Here is a 17,804-nt window from a genome sequence, read left to right on the forward strand (position 1 = left end):
TGGGACTAAATCGGTGATCAAATGAATCTAATGGCAAACATCCTTTTAAACGTTATTATTGCATTTTTAGTAGGAAGTATCCTTTTCGGACTTCAAAGAAAAATAATGGCAAGGATACAGATGAGGCCAGGCCCCCCAATAATCCAGCACCTTCTGCACACGCTCAAATTCTTCATCAAAGAATCAGCATTCCCAAAAACAGCAGCAATGCCATTTTACATAGCAATAACAGCTATGTTATCATTTATATGGGTTGCTGCAGTTATAGTTGGTCCCGTTATGGGAGGATCACTGTTATTAATATTTGCAATTTACGCAATCCACAAGATAGTTGAGCACAACGCAGGATCTTCATCAGGATCACCCTATGGTAAACTTAGCTGTGTCAGGGCAGTTTTTTCAGCAGCAGCTGAACTACCACTGTTTGCAGTTCTCATAATAATCTACCTTAAAACAGGCACCATGTCCATCAGCGGCATTATTGGCTACCAATCCATTCACGGGGCATTAATTTACAGTCTACCACTTGCAGCAGCCATGTTCTTTGTCCTAATACTTTCAAAGGCACATTACTCCCCATTTGCAATAACCAAAGGAAAAGACATAATATCCGGATATGAAACGGAGCACTTCGGTCTTTTAAGGGGTTACCTTATGATCTCAGAGTCCATAGCATGGTACATGCTTTTATGGGTGTTTCTGACAGTATTCTTTGGTGCACTTAATCCTATAGGTTACTTAGTTGGAATGGTGGTTATGACGGCAGTTACAGCATTTATATGTGCCACATCACCACTTTTAAACCCAAATCATTCCATAATGATGCAGACAACCTTTGCATTTGTGGGAATCGTAGGTTCAGTATTGTTGTTAATCTACTAAAAACTAGTGCACTAAGAAGATTGAAAACCAAAGATTGAAAATTAAGATGATTAAATCACATTTGAAAAGGGATCATAAAAAATCATATTAAAAATAATTTAGATTTAAGACTAAAAAAAGGAATTCAAAGAATTCAAGAGAATTCAAAAGAGGAATTCAAAATGGAAGAACACGAAAAAGACACCATATTTTTCATGGCTCTAGCTGTATCTGGAGCTGTACTTGCCAGTGCATTGGCTGCATTTCTACAGTGGATCATTGTTTTACCGCTTACAGTAGCAGTTTTCCTCATCATGATCTTAACGGTAATGCAGTATAAGAATGGTGCAATACATTTTTCAGAGAAAGCAGAAACATGGGCCATGGTACTAGTATTGATAGCATTAATATGTTCATTCATATACCTTTACAGGCCTACATAAGGTGATAACATGAGTCAAACGCTTTATCTATTGTACATAATTTCATTTGTAGTTGGATCAATTGCTGGTCTTGTATTAAGTTATAAAAAGTACAGCGCACCTTTTGTAGCCCAAAATGTGGATATTGTAGCTCTTGTACTTGCCATAGTAGGTTGGGTACTTGCACTCAACAGCCAGCTTATAACGGCGGTCCCTTCATACATCTCAATAACGGTGGGAATATTCTTAATAGCATTGGTGCTTGGAATGAGGCCGGGATATGGAAGATATGAAACATTTACAGGATTTGTAGTAGCAGGTCTTATATGGATTTTAAGGACGGTTATCTTATGAATGATGATCTTAAAAACGGTAAAGGCGATCTTAATAAAGATGATCTTAACAATCAGAATAACCAAAGTCAAAATCAAAAAGTTAGAGATAAATTGAATAAAGAGAGAAGAGAAGATGAAACTCTCAAAATCATGAAAATGAGGATAATTACAAGTTACAGATGGTATGAAGATGTTGTGCTTCCTTTATCAGCTGAATTTGGAATTTCACCTGAAGAATTTGAAGATATTCTCATAAAAAAGTTGGATATGGCAAGTCTTGACGCATTACACCCTCGATTTGAATCCGCAAAACCAAGATGTATTAAAGAAAGAATACATGCTGATTTAAGGCTTTGTTGGATTTCTGATGTAATGAACCTTCTCACAGAAGACGAAACAGAAAATATAACAAATAAAATTGTAAATGAGGTTCTTAAAGAAAATAAATCTTATGACGAAGCAATAAAAGATGGTAGGAAAGATTTATTAGAATTTTTGATGAGGTAAGGAAATGGTAAAGTCGCTTAAAGACATTATACGGAGCAGTTCAATACATGTTTGCCTTGTAAACACAGGCGGATGTAATGGTTGCGATATTGAAGTCGTGGCCCTCATGTCACCGCGCTACGATATTGAGCAGTACGGTATTTATGTGCACCAGAACCCAAGGGAAGCTGATGTCATACTGGTTACAGGAGCCATGGCCGAGCAGTGGAGAGACAAACTCCAGAGAATTTATGCCAAAGCACCCGAACCTAAAGTAGTGGTTGCAATAGGAAACTGTCCACTTTCGGGGGATGTGTTTAACCAGGAGGGCAGCAGCATATACTCTCCAGTATCAGATTTCATACCTGTTGATGCTGAAATTCCAGGATGCCCACCGAGGCCATCTGAGATTCTACAAGCAATTTTGAGCGTTGCACCAGGTGCAATAGCAGCCAGAGGGAGGCAAAAAGAATGATACTTCCAATAGGACCAATACATCCTGCACTTAAAGAACCTATCCGTTTAAAGCTTAAAACGCAGGGAGAAAAGGTTTTGCACGCTGAAATTGATTACGGTTATGTTCACAGGGGAATAGAAAGGATAATGCAGGGTAAAACCTGGCAGAAGGGTATTTACCTATCAGAAAGGGTTTGTGGAATATGTTCATACATTCACACACAGACCTTTGCAGAAACCTTTGAGAAAATAGCAGGAGAACGAGTCCCACCACGTGCCCAATATTTAAGAGTACTGACAAACGAACTTGACAGGATTCAAAGTCATTTAATTGCCAACTCAACCTATTTCAAGGCATTGGAACACGAAACACTTTTCATGAACATGTTAGCACTCAGAGAACCTGTAATGGATGCAATTGAACTTTTAACAGGTAACAGAGTCAACATGGGCTGGAACGTTGTTGGTGGAGTACGTATGGATGTTAAACAATCTCACCTGGACTCAATAATGAAGATAATGACGGGTCTGGAATCAGACTATGACAGGTATGTAGAAATGTTCGAACACGGCCCACTTTTAGGTTTAAGATCGAAGGATGTTGGAAAAATGTCCAAGGAAGATGCAATCAAAGGCAGGGCAGTCGGACCAATAGGAAGAGCTTCAGGACTCAAACACGACTGTAGAGAGGACCACCCCACCTATCAGGATAACATTGATTTCAAGGTTATCTGGAGAAAAGAAGGGGATAACTTTGCACGTACAATGAACAGGTTCGATGAGGTAACTGAATCAATTAAAATTATAAAACAGGTTATAGAAAACCTTCCAGAGGGAGATATCCGTAAAAAGATTGATTTAAAGCCAGGGTACGCAGACTGGAGAAACGAAGCACCAAGAGGTGAAGTTTCCTACTTTATGGAAACCAATGGAAATCTCATAAAAAACGTTTCAATACGAACACCTAGCATAATGAACATAGATGCGTGCGCAAAATACATGTTAGATGATGTTGCAACGGTAGCAGATGCAGTTGCAACTTATACCAGCTGTGATCCATGTATAGCATGTGCAGAAAGGGTTGTAATCATGGATGAATCCGGCACAACCAAAAACTATCACGGTGTCCACAACATAAAATTGGCTCCTCAATTAAAGGCTAGTGAAATATCTGCTGAAATATCCACAACAAATCAAGCCCCTGAGATAAATCATAAAGCCATTAATAACACTGACCCCGATCATAAAATAAAAAACCATAAAAAAAGCCCTAAAATAAAAAGATGATGTCCTATGTCCTCAGTAATATGGTATTTATACGAATTTGCAAGAAAATCGTGGGCTGAGAAATTTGCAGCCGCCAAGACGGATCCGGAAATAATGGAGACCCCGTCAAGGTTTAGAAACTTCCCTAAAGTTCATAAAGAGTATTGTATCTCATGTGGAGCTTGCACAGCAGCGTGCCCTGCCCCAATGGCTATAAAACTTGTGAGAGACGGGGATAGCTCTGATGGAGAAGGTAGCGCATATCCAGTTATAAATAACAGGGGTTGTATAAGGTGCGGTTTCTGTGCTGAAGTATGCCCTACAGACCCTAAAACTTTAACATGCGGTGAGAACCACCTTATTCGGGAAGAGTTTACCATAGTTCCCGTGGATAAAATGCTTGTAATTGATGATTATTTATGTATTCGCTGCAAGAAGTGCATGGAATCCTGTAAAATCGACGGTGCCATAGTTGAAGAAGACAACAAAATCGCGATAGATCAAACCAAGTGCATTGCCTGCGGGGACTGCCTTAAAACATGTCCTGTTAAAGGTGCTATAAAAGGGATACACATAGCAAATGTTGAGGAACAAAAAACCGTCATTAACTTGATTGTAAACACTCTTGAAGAGAGAATAGATATTGAACAGGAAAAAATAAAGGATCTTGGTCCGGGAAAGGTCTTAAGTATTGATATGCCCGTGGATGAACTCGCTGTTAAAGCACGTGAAATAATTCCCGACGATGATCTGGTAACAGATCTGATTGAGAAAATGACTGATAGACTCAAATTAAGGATCGTTACATGGGACAAGGAAAAATGTAAAAACTGCAGGCTATGCGTTGATGAGTGTCCTTCAGGAGCAATAACCTACGATGAGGAGAAAGGAGTTCAAAGAAACAAAGATAAATGCCTCAGATGCAGTATATGTTATCAAACATGTCCATTTGGTGTTGCAGGTTTTTATATTGCAAGGTTCCTCCTGGACAAAATGGATAAAACTGCCCTTGATGATTATGTGATCCATATAACTCTGAAAGCGTCACAGTTACCTATAAGGAGTTGATACTATCTCTACAACTGCAAATAACTCTAAAGTAAAATCTAAATCAAATCACCCTAAAAAATCTTACAAACCTCTAAGGGAAATTGAAGTTGAATACGAGGTAGACAAATCAAAATGTGAGATCTGTAAGGAGAGGCCATGTCTTAAATCATGTCCAGTGGATGCTTTGCATGAAATACAGCCTGACAAGCACATAGAACTTGATGATAAATGTGTTGGATGTGTACTCTGCAGAGAAGCCTGTCCATATGATGCAATAAAAATGGAAACGACTTTATCAGAGCCTGTAAGGGAAAATGTACCTAATATAAATCCAAAACTCTGCAGAAGATGCGGGGCATGTGTGGCCGCATGTAGGACCGGTGCGATACAGCTCATATCAACGGGTGGTGAAGAAGCCCACAGTGTTATAGATGAAGATAAATGTGTCAGATGCGGTTACTGTTCACGTGTATGTCCAACTGAGGCCATAAAATACGGAGAAATAATGCCAAGATCCGTTGTTGGGGGTAAAGCCATTATAGTTGACCAGAAAAACTGCATAGGCTGTATGACGTGCACGAGGGTCTGTCCATCCAAAGGAGCTATAAATGTGGGTAAAGTTAGTAAGCTACCATTCATAAATCCTGCATACTGTGCAAGATGCGAAGAATGTATGAATGTATGTCCATCCACTGCTATAAGGTACTCATCGAGGAAAAGAGCATATAAAAATTTCAATAAAATAAAAACAATGGAAATTGTGTCTGAACTTCTTGAAAAAGAAACAGATAAACTTTCAAAGGATGCTGTTAAAATTAATGGCATTTTGAACAGGATAGCACGTGATATGAGCTTTAAACACGATGAAAAAGAATTTGCAGAGGATGTAACAGAGCTTATAAAGCACGAAATTGAAGATATGGTTGATGCATCCATTGAAGTAGAAGATATTCAGGACATAATTGGTGGAACAACTCCGAAAAGAGAAATAACCGTTGTTGAAGATAACTGCATAGGGTGCAGCGCATGTATTGATGAGTGTCCAGTTAACTGCATAGAACTTGAAATGCCATCTCCAGTACATATAAGTGAAGAATGTGTATACTGTGGAAAATGCGTTGATGTATGCCAATTTGGAGCCATAAGTCTTTTGGAGGAATTTTTTGACACAGAAGATGATAAAATATTCTTCATAAGACATGAACTTCAAGGCCCACGCACTGGCGAACTGGTTTATGATAAAGAAGCATGTCAGGCATGCGGGGTGTGTGTAAACAAGTGTCCAGTAAATGCTTTAAGTCTTGAAAATAACGAAATAATTGTTGATAATGACAAATGTATTTTATGTGGTGAATGTGAGGTAATATGCCTTGTAAATGCAGTTAAGTTAAAACTAGAAAAAAATTAGAACTTAAACTGAATATTCTTGTAAAGAACAAACATGTCTGGTCAAAATGAAATTTAAAAAAATATTCACATGAATTTAAAAATTAAATCTAATATTTTCTAAAAAAAACATCAAAATAGGTATCTAGATACATAATATTAAAATATTATTAAAATATAATATTATAACTAGACAAATCTAGACAAATCTATATTAAAATTTGATTTATGTAACAAATCTTATTAAAAAAATATTCATGTTTTTATAAGAACTGTACAAACAATGTAAAATCATGTTATTTTTTTATTATGCAGATTTTTTTGAACGAATTATTATCTGGAGGTTGAAAATTGGGGAGAAAATTTTTTGTTTCTGATTGTGAAGGTCCCATATCAACAAATGACAATGCATTTGAACTTTCAGGTTATTTCATAGAAGATGGGGAAAAATTTTTTGAAATAATCAGTAAATACGATGATATTTTAGCAGATGTTGTTAAAAGATCAGGATACAATGCTGGAGGAACTTTAAAATTAATATTACCCTTCTTGAAGGCTTACGGTGCTACAAATCAAAATATAATTGATTTTTCGGCTGAAAATGTTCTTTTAATACCTGGTGCAAATGAAACACTGGATTTTGTAACAAATTCCATGCCTTCTTTCATTGTAAGCACCAGTTATGAGCACTACATTAAGGCTCTGTGCAATATCACAGGTTTCCCCTATCAAAACACTTATTCAACAAAGCTTGACATGGATCGTTATCAGATAAGCTCTGAAGACACAGAAAGACTCAAAAAGTTCCGTAAATCCATAATAGAACGTCCAGAATTTGATTTACTGGATGAAATATTCTTTAAAGAGATACCATCTATGGATATAGGTATAATACTTGAAGATATCAATCCTGTGGGTGGAGAAAATAAAAAAGAGGCAGTTCAGGATATCATAAGCAGGTTCAAATTAAAAGCAGCGGATCTCATGTACGTGGGTGACAGCATAACTGATGTTCAACCGCTCCGTTTTGCAAATGAAAATAGAGGGATTTCAGTAGCTTTCAACGGCAATGAATATGCCATAACTGAAGCTGAAATTGCAATAATAGCAGACAATACTGCCATAATATCTGTTCTTGCAGATATATTTAACCGGTACAATTCAGACACGGTTTTTGAATTCGTTGTTTCATATTTCAAAGACCCTGAATCCGCACTTGAAGGGTCCCTTGTAAATCAAGAACTGGCAAAGAAAGTTCGAAATGGTAATTTGCCCCTAATGGAAATCGTAACCTGCGATAATATGAAAAAATTAATAGAAGAAAGCACCCAGTTTCGTAAGAAATTAAGGGGCATATCCATAGGTGGACTTGGATAAATATTGCTATTGCTCGATGAAATGTTATTTTGTATTAATATTTGATTAGATATTATTATTTTTCTTTGTATAATATTTTTTCTTTGTATAAAATATTAATGCTTTGAAGAGAATATCTTTTGATAAGTTATGCTTGGATAATAGATAGAAGGAAGATCAGATGAAAGATATGAAACAATTTGAATCTAACGAATCTAAAATTGAAGACACCTACTGCGAAGCATTTGCAGGACTATGCTGCAGAGTAATTGTAACAGCTGATGATAACGAAACTCTCCAAAGAGCAGCTTATGACGCCACATCTACACCTGGAACCGTTATTGGGAGGGTTGAAGGGGGCATAGAATCATGGTTGGGGGAAGATGAAACCCCTGACGGTAGAAAAGGTGTTATATTACAATTCTGGTATGGTAAAAATGATCTCACCAAATTTGAGGTTGAACTATCCTACAGAATAAGGCAAGACATACTTGTAAAACCATTCACAAGTCTATTTGATGCTTCAGTAAATCCTGCTGGAAAAATTGGAACAATGAAACAGGTTGGGCACTGTGGAGATGGTTATGAATGGGAAGAAGAATTATACGGGCGACAAATGATTGTGGTACCCATAGCTATTCCTGATTTTAAGATAGAAAGTCAGCTGGGTTATATGAATGGTGTGATGGGTGCAAATTTCTGGTACATGTGCAGTACCAAGGAAGCTGTACTTGAAGCTGGGAGATCTGCATTGAAGGCAATAGAAGAAGTTGAAGGTGTAATAGCACCATTTGATATCTGTTCTGCAGCTTCAAAACCTGAAACCAACTACCCCTGGATAGGTCCTACAACCAACCATCCTTACTGTCCATCATTAAAAGAAAAACTTGGTGAAGTTTCTATGGTTCCAGAAGATGTTAAGTATGTCCCTGAAATAGTTATAAATGGTTTGAATCTTGAAGCTGTTAAAGAGGGGACTAAAGTTGCTATTGAAGCTTTGATGAATTTTGATGATGTTTTAAAGGTTTCAGCAGGAAACTATGAAGGAAAACTTGGGGATTATAAGATCTATCTAAAAGAGCTGTTCAAATGAGATTTTTGGTAGTTATTATGGGGTTGTTTGGATGAGTTTTGATGTTGTGGGATTTGGGGCTCTGAATGTTGACAAATTATACAATGTGAACAAAATAGCCCATGAAGATGAAGAGTCTTACATAACAGGTTTAAGCGAGTCGTGTGGGGGTTCTGCAGCAAATACAATTGTAGGACTTTCAAGATTAGGTTTAAACACGGGCTTCATTGGTAAAGTTGCATCAGACCGTGAAGGAACTCTTTTACTTAAAAATCTTGAAGATGAAAACGTTGACACAGATGGTGTGATTTTAGAATCTGATGGACGAAGCGGAGTTGTCAGCGGATTTGTTGATAGAGATGGTCAAAGGGCGTTGTACGTTGATCCCGGTGTCAATGATTTAATTGAACAGGATGAAGTCCAAACTGGTTATGTTACAGGTTCAAAGGTCCTTCATATGGCATCATTTGTTGGAAAATTTGAAGATAAATCCATAAAAGCCCAGAAAACCTTTTTAAAAAGAATTCCTGATGATATATCTGTGAGCATTGACCCCGGACGTTTATATGCTGAAAGAGGGATGGATTTTCTCGAAAAATTTCTTGAGAAGACAAATATTATTCTTATAAATGAGGCTGAGTTGAATCTTTTAACAGAGGAAAAATATAGGGGAAACTATAAAGGGAATAAAACCTGTGAAAATGGAAGTAAAATTCTTTTAGACTATGGAATAGATATAATTGCAGTTAAACGTGGGGATAAAGGCGTATATGTTACTGACGGTTGCCGCTCCTATTTTATGGATGCATTCAAAGTTCAATGTGTGGATACAACTGGTGCAGGTGATGCATTCAATGCAGGATTCCTTTATGGACTTATAAACGGGGAGAACATTGAAAAATCTGCTTTAATCGGTAATTTTGTAGCATCAAAATGTGTTGAAGAATGCGGTGCAACAGATGGTCTTCCTGATGTTTATGGAATTGCAGGATTAGTTACTGGTTTTAAGTAAGAAATATTAAGAAATAATTAATTAGGTTAAATAAGAATTAATGAATAATTTCAGGATTTAACTAATCTTAATGATAATTGAAAGATTTAAATGAATTATAATATTGCTTTCATAATCCTTTATTATTTTCTATTTTTAAAAATTTAATTTTCAAAAGAATACTATCCCTATTTTTTTTTGAAATATCTTGATTAGTTTATACCCCTGTTAAGCTGATATATTACTATGGAACTAAAGGGGTCTATTTTGAATAAAAAGTCTGAGAATATCGCTAAATCAGAATAACAAAATTGTAAACCTTCAAAATTCAAAACAACATATAATCAATACCTTTAAATAATGTGCATATTTATGTGATATAAGACAGGGTATTTTATTTTATATGGTTTAATAAATTGGAGGTGTTAAAATGGAAAAGAGATGTTTATTTTGTGAAGAAGGAATCTATGAGATATATGCCAAGCCAAGTAATGACCCTGGAATATGTGAAAGAGTACGAAAATTAGGTTTACGCACAATAGCAACAAATAATTGGATGGTTTTAGTTTGTAATAAATGTGGTAACGTTCAGCTTTTTCGCCAGGATCTGGTAGAATAATAATTTAAAAAATATTTTTTTAAACTTTTGAATTAGATCTATTCTAAAAAAGAAATAAAATTTTTACGATCTGCACACCGTGTATGCTCTGTAACCTACTTGTTTTTTTGTTTTTAAATCATTTATTTACTAAGAATGTCATATTTAAAAAAATTTTAGGAATAAAGTTTATCAAAAAGATATGAGTAAAACCTAATTCAAGGTGGGGAAACTACGCTAATAACTGAAAGCTTTATTTGGTATATTGATAATTGAGGAATGAGAGGACTAAATGACAGATAAAAACTTTTCAAAATCAAATGATTCCATGAGGAAGAATGAAGCTGAATTAAGTAGTATGTTCCACCATCTTTTTGACTGTGAACTCCATTTTGAAACAAATTTCATTGTGATCTCCTTCAAAAGGGATAAAGAACCTCAAATCCATAATATTTTGAGGCGAGCAATTCAAGCAAATGTTATAAGGAGGATAATATATGCTCCCAATACTGTGAGTATGGTGTTAGATTTGGAGGACGCATATAACTATTTTTTAAAATGATAAAATCCTAGGAAATTATGAGCATATTTCTTCAAATCCTCTCATCTTATGATTAATATTGATATTTTATTGTCTCTCTCTCTCTCTCTCTTATTTCTTATAACAATAAAACCCCCAATTCCTGCAAGAATTAGAATTAGGATAATTAATGTTAATAGGTTCACATAACCTAGTATGAAACCACCAATCACTGCCAATATTACACCATAATATACACCGTAGCTCATCTTATTTTTCGCTGAAAACCATGTAACTTCCATTAATAACCATGTAACAATTCCCCCACCTAAAACAAAGACAATATAAAATGTTAAACTGAATAAAGACATACCTAAAAATACATGCAAATAGGTTAGAAATAGAAAATACAGAATTGTAATTAATAATACTTGCTTTATAGATAAACTTGGTTTCATTAATTGCCCCTTATTAACTTCTTATTTCTATCATTTTTTATTAAAAACTTGTTTCTTCTTTTATTATTTAAGATTTCCTAAATCTTTTCGTGTTTTGGTTTTGATTAAATGGAAGAAAATAGCTCAAAAAAGGTTTATCAAGTTTTAGGGGGGGGCATGAAATGACTGTAATCTGCAAGGAGTTCCACATAATTAACTATTAATAGGGATCAAATTGATATTTTATATTGAAGAATGTAAAAAGAAATTAAAATGTAAATTTTCATTATTTGGAATGTTATGAGGTGATTTCATGGATGATAAAGAAAAAGATCTAGAAATAATCGGAAATAGAAAATATAATGAGTTAAAAAAAGAATATCTTGGTATTTCATCAGTTTCAGCTTTGAATACAAGTACTTTTAAGGTATACGGAACTAGTACCAGTTTACTTAAATTACAAAAGGACGGGCTTAAAAAGGAGTTGAAACCATCGTTTGAATCAGACGGGAAGGGAACTCCATATTTACTTCTGAAATAAAAAATTTACTCCTTTTTTTATAAATTTTAAAAGGGTATCATGGAAGCTGTATTATACCATATATATGACATATACCAAAATTCAGTGAGCTTCGATCTTTGTTGTCAATTAATAATTGACTTTTTTTGAAAATTTAATTAATAATGAATTCCAACATATCTCTGAGAGAAAAAGTTATCTTATAAAATCAAAGAACCATGATTCAATTGAAATAAATAAAATTAATATAGTAAAATAAAATTAAGTAGGATTGGGGAAAATTCAGGAATCATGCACATTAATCATTTATGGAAAATAAAGGTGTGATTATGGATATAACATTCAAAAAAAAGAAAGATGTTCTACAGGAAGAGTTTATTGGAAAATCAATGGATCTGGAGCACGGTGCTGAAGATTTTGAGGCAGAAATTGAAAACTGTGCAATGGGACAAAAGTTTATAACCATTTCCCCAGAATGTGTAAGGTGCAATTTATGTGCAGAAGAGTGTCCTGTTGAGGCCATAACTGATGCTAAATCAAATAAAACCGCTAAAATACTTGAAAACTGTGTAAAATGTGAAATATGTGCACAAACTTGTCCTGTTAAATCGGTACATGTTATAGATAGCACGGCAACCCTGGATGAAGATGTGAGTTACCAACTACATGATATTAAGGTGCCACATAGAACAATTAAGATGGAAAACATCGAAGTGGACCCAGATAAATGCAAATCATGTGGAACCTGCGTCAAGTTTTGCCCAACGGATGCAATAACTGTTGAAGAGGGAGAAGTTGCGCAGATAGATATTGATGCGTGTGTTGGGTGTGGTGCATGTGCAAACGTATGTCCAGAAGGTTCAATAATACTTCAAAGGAAATTAGGACCTGTTGTAAAAACAAGAGAACTTACTGCGGATGATAATATCTGCGTTGCATGTGGTGTATGTGAAGAGAATTGCCCTGTGGATGCAATAAAACTTGTAGATGAGAAGGTCGTAATTTCGGAGGATAAATGTATATTATGTGAGGTTTGTTCTACAAAGTGCCCTGTAGGTGCATTAAAACTTAAGAGGTTAACCAATGAAAGTTAGAGAGCTTATGGATACGAATTTTATAGTTGTTTCTCCTGATCAAGACATTGTTAAAGTATCAATGAAAATGGAAAAGTACAGGAAATTCACAACCCCCGTTGTAGATGAAGAAAAAAAACTTGTAGGATGGATAACCTCACTTGATATCACGAGGGGTTTAAGGGAAGGCCATAAACTTGTGAAGGATATTATGTACACTCCTAAAGAAGTTGTGTCTGTTAAGGAGAACGACGCTGCAAGACTGGCAGTTTTAAAGGCTTCAAAATATAAAGTGGTTAGTATACCTGTCCTTAATGATAACGGCACTGTTGTGGGAGTAATAAGAACGTGTGACATCGTTAAAACTCTCTCTCAGCTGTATGAGATCAAGGTTTATAAGATTTTTGATGCCATGGATCATGAGTTGAAGGGAGTTACATGGGATGAGCTCATGGAAGCTTCTGCAATTGTCACCAGAAGAGAAACAGGGGAACGAATTACAGCTAAAGACTACGAGCAGCGTATAAAGAATGCAACTTTTGGAGAAGCAATATGGGCTACTGGCGGACTTGAAAAATTCTTTGTTGGTCTTATTGCAATTGGTGAGCTTGTTATTGCCCGAAAAGTTGCTAGGGCAAGGAAATAGCTCAATTTTCACTGTTTTTAACCAGTTTCTGTTTTTTAACAGTTTAATAATGAAAGAAGCAGAGATTTTTACTGATTTATTTTTTTTAAAAAATAAAAAAAATGGAAAAAGGTTTAAACCTTTTTATTTCCTTTTAGGTATTAATCCACCAAAGACAGCTAATAAAGCGAGTGCTAATAGTGCTAATGGTGCTCCTGTTGTTTGCATTGGAACTCCAGCAGCTGCTGTGGTTACGTTAGCAGGTTCTGCTGTAGTTGTAGTTGTTGTTGTGGTTTTTTTCTCTTTTTTTGCATGACGTCCGCAGTTTGGAACTTCTTTAGTTAACCATGGGCAGTAAAGTGTAACTCCAGATCCTCCAATTAAACAGCATGGATCTTTGTTACAACCGAACCAGTTGCACTGAGCGTTTAACTTTTTGCAGCCGTTGTTTACTATAGCTAAACTGAATGGTCCACTTGCAATTATGTTGTTGTAGTGGACTTCGTTGAGCTCACTTATACAACCATCGTTGTCTCTTACGTAGACACATACAGTTGCTGGTATGCAGGTTTTTATGTTGTTTTTGATGATTTCGTTTCCTTTTGAACCAGCGATTAATATTCCTTTTCCGTGGTTGTTGATTATGTCGTTACATTTGACGAGATTTCCATTTGATTCACAAAGGACTACTCCATCAAAGTAGTTGTTTTCTATTTCGTTGTTTATTATGTCGTTGAAGTCAGATTTGTATAGACTAATTCCGTCATCAAGGTTGGATTCTACTTCGTTGTTTATTATTTTGTTTCCTTCAGATTTGAATAGGGATATTCCATCGTCACCGTTGACTTTTATGTCGTTACAGTCAATGGTGTTTCCGTCAGAGTGGTTTAGAGAAATTCCGTCATCAAGGTTGTATTTAATTTCGTTGTTCTTAATGCAGTTAAAGTCAGCGTTATTAAGCTCAACTCCATCGCCGTTGGAAACGATCTTGTTGTCTGAGATTTTACAACCAATAACATCGTTTAACTCAACACCGTCTGAACCACCCATTATGGTAAAACCTTCAATGATGGTTTTATCTCCACCGTTCTTTATTTGGAAAACTGGATCGTTTGGATTACATGCTACAACTACTGCTCCATCTAATCCGATTATCCTCAACATTTTGTCAATTACCACGTTCTCCTTATAAACCCCACATTCTACTATTATGGTGTCCCCACAGATAGCAGCATTGACTGCTTGTTGAATTGTTGAATAGTGGATTGGGCTACCAACAATGTAAGGGTCTCCACCTGAACTTGTGGATGCGGCAGGCGTAGTTGCTGCAGGCGTAGTTGACGCGGCAGGCGTGGTTGATGTATTTGTGGCAGGTGTAGTAGATGTTGGGGTTGATGATGCGTTTGTAGCGGCTGTAGATGTTACAGTATCAGTTGCAGCAGTTGTATTTGTGTCTGCTGCTGCTACTGCTCCACAGATTACTAATGCAAATACGAACGTTAATGCTAACATTGCAGTTCGCTTTTGCATATTTTTTCGCATTTTTTCACCTCTTTTATTAAATTTTTTAATATATGTTCTTGTTTCGCAGAGTACCAACAATAAGTAGGAATGTATTAAGACAATTCATCTAAAACCTGGTGTCACATATACTAAAAAAAGGCATTTAACAATATAATGCTGCCTATGTGACATCCATAGGTTTTATATTCTTGCTAACTAATTCCCGCTCCGATTAGTACCGTGTGCTAACGAGTTAGATATATAACCTTTATACAATTTAATACTTTCTGTTAGCATAATGATCAGATATTTTCGTATTTGTGCAGAACTGTTAAATATTTTCTTAGAAATTGTAGAATAGTGTTCAATTGGAGAATTAATATTATTTCTGCATATTGTACGCAGATAACTTTTAAAATTTTAAATTAAAAAAAGAATGAAAAAATTAGAAATTTTAGTGCAGCTTGGTAAATTATTTGGGGTTTAAACATAGTATATACCCTTTTTTAAGTATTAATTTAACACTTAAATCAAAAGATTTTTATATTAAAATATAATAATATTTATAGTTATTTAAAGGAAGAAGAAAAATTTACTTTATAAAAATTTAATCCATCTCTCAATTCATTAATTGATTTTTAGTTATCATTCAATAGGTATTCCATTTATAAGAAGTTAACATAGAACAAAAAAAGCTTTTAAAAGTCTTTACTTTAGTTTCTGTAATATCTAAAAAAATAAAAAAAATGGGAAAAGGGTTTAAACCTTTTTATTTCCTTTTAGGTATTAATCCACCAAAGACAGCTAGTAAAGCGAGTGCTAATAATGCTAATGGTGCTCCTGTTGTTTGCATTGGAACAGAAATTGTAGCTCCAGAAGTTGTTACTGTGGTTACTTTAGCTGCTCCTACTTCCATTGTTTCTTTCTCTTTTTTGTTTATTTCTTTGTGGTGTCTCATTCCGCAGCAGAATCTTTCATGGTGTCTTCCGCAGCAGAATCTTTCGCAACGGAATTTTTCGCAGCAGAATCTTTCACGGTGGGTTCCACAACATTTTACAGGGCATTTTAAGACCGGGCAAATGAGTGTAATTCCACAGCCTCCAATTTTAGGACAGCCACAGCCGAACCAGTTGCACTGAGCGTTTAACTTTTTGCAGCCGTTGTTTACTATAGCTAAGCTGAATGGTCCGCTTGCAATTATGTTGTTGAAGTGGATTTCATTGAATTCACTTGTCCTGTCTGCAGGTCCTGTTCCTTCACTGTCTTTTACATAGACACATACGCTGCATGGTACGCATGTTTTTATGTTGTTATTGATGATTACATTTCCTCTTGAACCATCGATGAATACGCCTTTTCCGCGGTTGTTGGTTATGTCGTTACATTTGATTAAGTTTCCATCTGACTCAAGAAGGTGTATTCCATTACAGTAGTTGTTTTCAATTTCGTTGTTTATTATTTTGTTCCAGTTAGAGTTGCATAATTTAACTCCACTGTCAAGGTTTTTCTCTATTTCATTGCCTTTAATCCAGTTTCCTTCAGATCTGGATAAGGATACCCCATTTTTATTGAGTTTTATCTCATTACATTCAATGACGTTTCCGTCAGAGCAGCTTAGAGAAATTCCATCATTAAGGTTGTATTTAATTTCATTGTCCTTAATCAAGTTCCAGTCGGCGTGATTAAGCTCGATTCCATCGCCGTTGGCAACTATTTTATTGTCTCTGATTTTAACGTTATCGGCATGGTTTAGTTCAACGCCATCTGAACCACCCATTATAGTGAAACCTTTAATTGTAGTTCCACTTCCGCATGCATTTACTTGGAAAACTGGTTTGTTTGGATCACATGCTACAACTACTGCGCCATCTAACCCGATTAGGGTTAGCATTTTGTTAATTACCACGTTTTCTTTATACACTCCGCATCCTACTATTATGGTATCCCCACAGATAGCAGCATCGACTGCTTGTTGAATTGTTGAATAGTGGATTGGGCTACCAACGATGTAAGGGTCTCCGCCTGAAGTTGTTGCGGCAGTTGCAGCTGTTGTTGTTTCTCCTGTGGCAGGTGTAGTAGATGTTGGAGTTGTGGATGCTGCTGGTGTTGACGCAGTTGTTGTTGTGGCTGGTGTGGATGTTGCTGTTGTTGTGGCTGGTGTTGACGCAGTTGTTGTTGTGGCTGGTGTGGATGTTGCTGTTGTTGTGGCTGGTGTTGACGCAGTTGTTGTTGTGGATGTTGCTGTTGTTGTGGCTGGTGTTGACGCAGTTGTTGTTGTGGCTGGTGCTGCACTTACGCTAGAACCACTTGAGGCAGTTGCAGTTGTATTGTCTGCTGCTGCTACTGCTCCACAGATTACTAATGCAAATACGAACGTTAATGCTAACATTGCAGTTCGCTTTTGCATATTTTTTCGCATTTTTTCACCTCTTTTTTTATTTTTATATTCTTGTTTATCAAAAAGTATCAATAATAAGTAGGAAAGTATGATAAAATTACTTTTAAACCTCCGTTCCACAAATCCTAAAAAAGAAGTTTAACGGAATTATGTGGGGATTGTAGGTTTTAGATCAATATCTTAAAAATCCTACTTTTAGTTGATACTTTTATCATCGTATTAATTATATTTATTTTAGATAATTTAATACTTTCTATCACAAAATAGTAAGAATATTCTTAAATTATGCAATATTGTAAGATATTTTCTTAAAATTTGTAGAATTTTGTTCAATTAACTAATGGATATTGCTTTTGCGTATCCCAAGTTAAGGATTCTCAGAATTATGAGTTAAAATATGAGTGAATAACTCAAGAATTTTAACCCATTTAAAAGTAGTATTCACGTTT

19 protein-coding genes are annotated in these 17,804 nt (G+C 35.6%); 16 read left to right on the top strand and 3 right to left on the bottom strand.

Annotated elements, in window-relative coordinates; all coding sequences use genetic code 11:
- Window positions 1-21: 21 nt before the first annotated feature.
- From MSWAN_RS04740 to MSWAN_RS04800, 13 genes are all read left to right on the top strand, one after another.
- Entirely contained in the window at window positions 22-882 is an 861-nt protein-coding gene (locus MSWAN_RS04740) for a respiratory chain complex I subunit 1 family protein (protein WP_013825475.1), read from the top strand.
- 161 nt (window positions 883-1,043) lie between these two features.
- A complete protein-coding gene (locus MSWAN_RS04745) occupies window positions 1,044-1,304 on the top strand; it encodes a hypothetical protein (protein ID WP_013825476.1) in 261 nt (86 codons plus the stop codon).
- A 9-nt stretch (window positions 1,305-1,313) separates the two neighbouring features.
- Window positions 1,314-1,637, top strand: a complete 324-nt coding sequence (locus MSWAN_RS04750) for a DUF2104 domain-containing protein (protein WP_013825477.1) — start codon at window positions 1,314-1,316, stop codon at window positions 1,635-1,637.
- Window positions 1,610-2,125, top strand: a complete 516-nt coding sequence (locus MSWAN_RS04755) for a DUF1959 domain-containing protein (protein ID WP_013825478.1) — start codon at window positions 1,610-1,612, stop codon at window positions 2,123-2,125. Before MSWAN_RS04750 ends, MSWAN_RS04755 begins: the two co-directional genes overlap by 28 nt.
- 4 nt (window positions 2,126-2,129) lie before the next feature.
- Window positions 2,130-2,579, top strand: coding sequence for an NADH-quinone oxidoreductase subunit B family protein (locus MSWAN_RS04760; protein WP_013825479.1), 450 nt, complete (start codon window positions 2,130-2,132; stop codon window positions 2,577-2,579).
- Window positions 2,576-3,847 (top strand): hydrogenase large subunit, encoded by a 1,272-nt coding sequence (locus tag MSWAN_RS04765; RefSeq protein WP_013825480.1) that lies wholly within the window; start codon window positions 2,576-2,578, stop codon window positions 3,845-3,847. The genes MSWAN_RS04760 and MSWAN_RS04765 overlap by 4 nt, the downstream gene beginning before the upstream one ends.
- Before the next feature lie 6 nt (window positions 3,848-3,853).
- Window positions 3,854-4,894: a 4Fe-4S binding protein gene (locus MSWAN_RS04770; protein ID WP_013825481.1), complete on the top strand. Its 1,041-nt coding sequence runs from the start codon at window positions 3,854-3,856 to the stop codon at window positions 4,892-4,894.
- A gap of 4 nt (window positions 4,895-4,898) precedes the next feature.
- A complete protein-coding gene (locus MSWAN_RS04775) occupies window positions 4,899-6,284 on the top strand; it encodes a 4Fe-4S binding protein (protein WP_048187925.1) in 1,386 nt (461 codons plus the stop codon).
- A gap of 329 nt (window positions 6,285-6,613) precedes the next feature.
- Window positions 6,614-7,639, top strand: a complete 1,026-nt coding sequence (locus MSWAN_RS04780) for a hypothetical protein (RefSeq protein ID WP_013825483.1) — start codon at window positions 6,614-6,616, stop codon at window positions 7,637-7,639.
- Between the two features lie 160 nt (window positions 7,640-7,799).
- The gene (locus tag MSWAN_RS04785; protein ID WP_013825484.1) at window positions 7,800-8,711 is read left to right on the top strand and encodes a formylmethanofuran--tetrahydromethanopterin N-formyltransferase; all 912 of its coding nucleotides are present in this window, start codon (window positions 7,800-7,802) and stop codon (window positions 8,709-8,711) included.
- A gap of 31 nt (window positions 8,712-8,742) precedes the next feature.
- Window positions 8,743-9,702 carry a carbohydrate kinase family protein gene (locus MSWAN_RS04790; protein ID WP_013825485.1) on the top strand — a complete coding sequence of 320 codons (960 nt, stop codon included), beginning with the start codon at window positions 8,743-8,745 and terminating at the stop codon, window positions 9,700-9,702.
- A 409-nt stretch (window positions 9,703-10,111) separates the two neighbouring features.
- Complete coding sequence (locus tag MSWAN_RS04795; protein ID WP_013825486.1) at window positions 10,112-10,300, top strand: hypothetical protein; 189 nt, start codon at window positions 10,112-10,114, stop codon at window positions 10,298-10,300.
- Between the two features lie 271 nt (window positions 10,301-10,571).
- Entirely contained in the window at window positions 10,572-10,841 is a 270-nt protein-coding gene (locus MSWAN_RS04800) for a hypothetical protein (RefSeq protein ID WP_013825487.1), read from the top strand.
- Between the two features lie 41 nt (window positions 10,842-10,882).
- Here MSWAN_RS04800 and MSWAN_RS04805 read toward each other — a convergent pair whose 3' ends face one another.
- Window positions 10,883-11,257, bottom strand: coding sequence for a hypothetical protein (locus MSWAN_RS04805; protein WP_013825488.1), 375 nt, complete (start codon window positions 11,255-11,257; stop codon window positions 10,883-10,885).
- A 292-nt stretch (window positions 11,258-11,549) separates the two neighbouring features.
- On the opposite strand from MSWAN_RS04805, the gene MSWAN_RS04810 reads away from it, so the two are divergent.
- The 3 genes from MSWAN_RS04810 to MSWAN_RS04820 all read left to right on the top strand — a co-directional run bounded on the left by MSWAN_RS04810 (window position 11,550) and on the right by MSWAN_RS04820 (window position 13,475).
- Window positions 11,550-11,777 carry a hypothetical protein gene (locus MSWAN_RS04810; protein ID WP_013825489.1) on the top strand — a complete coding sequence of 76 codons (228 nt, stop codon included), beginning with the start codon at window positions 11,550-11,552 and terminating at the stop codon, window positions 11,775-11,777.
- A 308-nt stretch (window positions 11,778-12,085) separates the two neighbouring features.
- Complete coding sequence (locus tag MSWAN_RS04815) at window positions 12,086-12,850, top strand: 4Fe-4S binding protein (RefSeq protein WP_013825490.1); 765 nt, start codon at window positions 12,086-12,088, stop codon at window positions 12,848-12,850.
- The gene (locus tag MSWAN_RS04820) at window positions 12,840-13,475 is read left to right on the top strand and encodes a CBS domain-containing protein (protein ID WP_013825491.1); all 636 of its coding nucleotides are present in this window, start codon (window positions 12,840-12,842) and stop codon (window positions 13,473-13,475) included. Before MSWAN_RS04815 ends, MSWAN_RS04820 begins: the two co-directional genes overlap by 11 nt.
- A gap of 123 nt (window positions 13,476-13,598) precedes the next feature.
- Here MSWAN_RS04820 and MSWAN_RS04825 read toward each other — a convergent pair whose 3' ends face one another.
- Together MSWAN_RS04825 and MSWAN_RS04830 are read right to left on the bottom strand one after the other, a co-directional pair.
- On the bottom strand, window positions 13,599-14,996 hold the full coding sequence (locus tag MSWAN_RS04825; RefSeq protein ID WP_013825492.1) for a right-handed parallel beta-helix repeat-containing protein: 1,398 nt from the start codon (window positions 14,994-14,996) through the stop codon (window positions 13,599-13,601).
- Between the two features lie 730 nt (window positions 14,997-15,726).
- The gene (locus MSWAN_RS04830; protein WP_013825493.1) at window positions 15,727-17,376 is read right to left on the bottom strand and encodes a right-handed parallel beta-helix repeat-containing protein; all 1,650 of its coding nucleotides are present in this window, start codon (window positions 17,374-17,376) and stop codon (window positions 15,727-15,729) included.
- Window positions 17,377-17,804: the final 428 nt, after the last annotated feature.

This window comes from Methanobacterium paludis (assembly GCF_000214725.1).
Taxonomy (GTDB): Archaea; Methanobacteriota; Methanobacteria; order Methanobacteriales; family Methanobacteriaceae; genus Methanobacterium_C; species Methanobacterium_C paludis.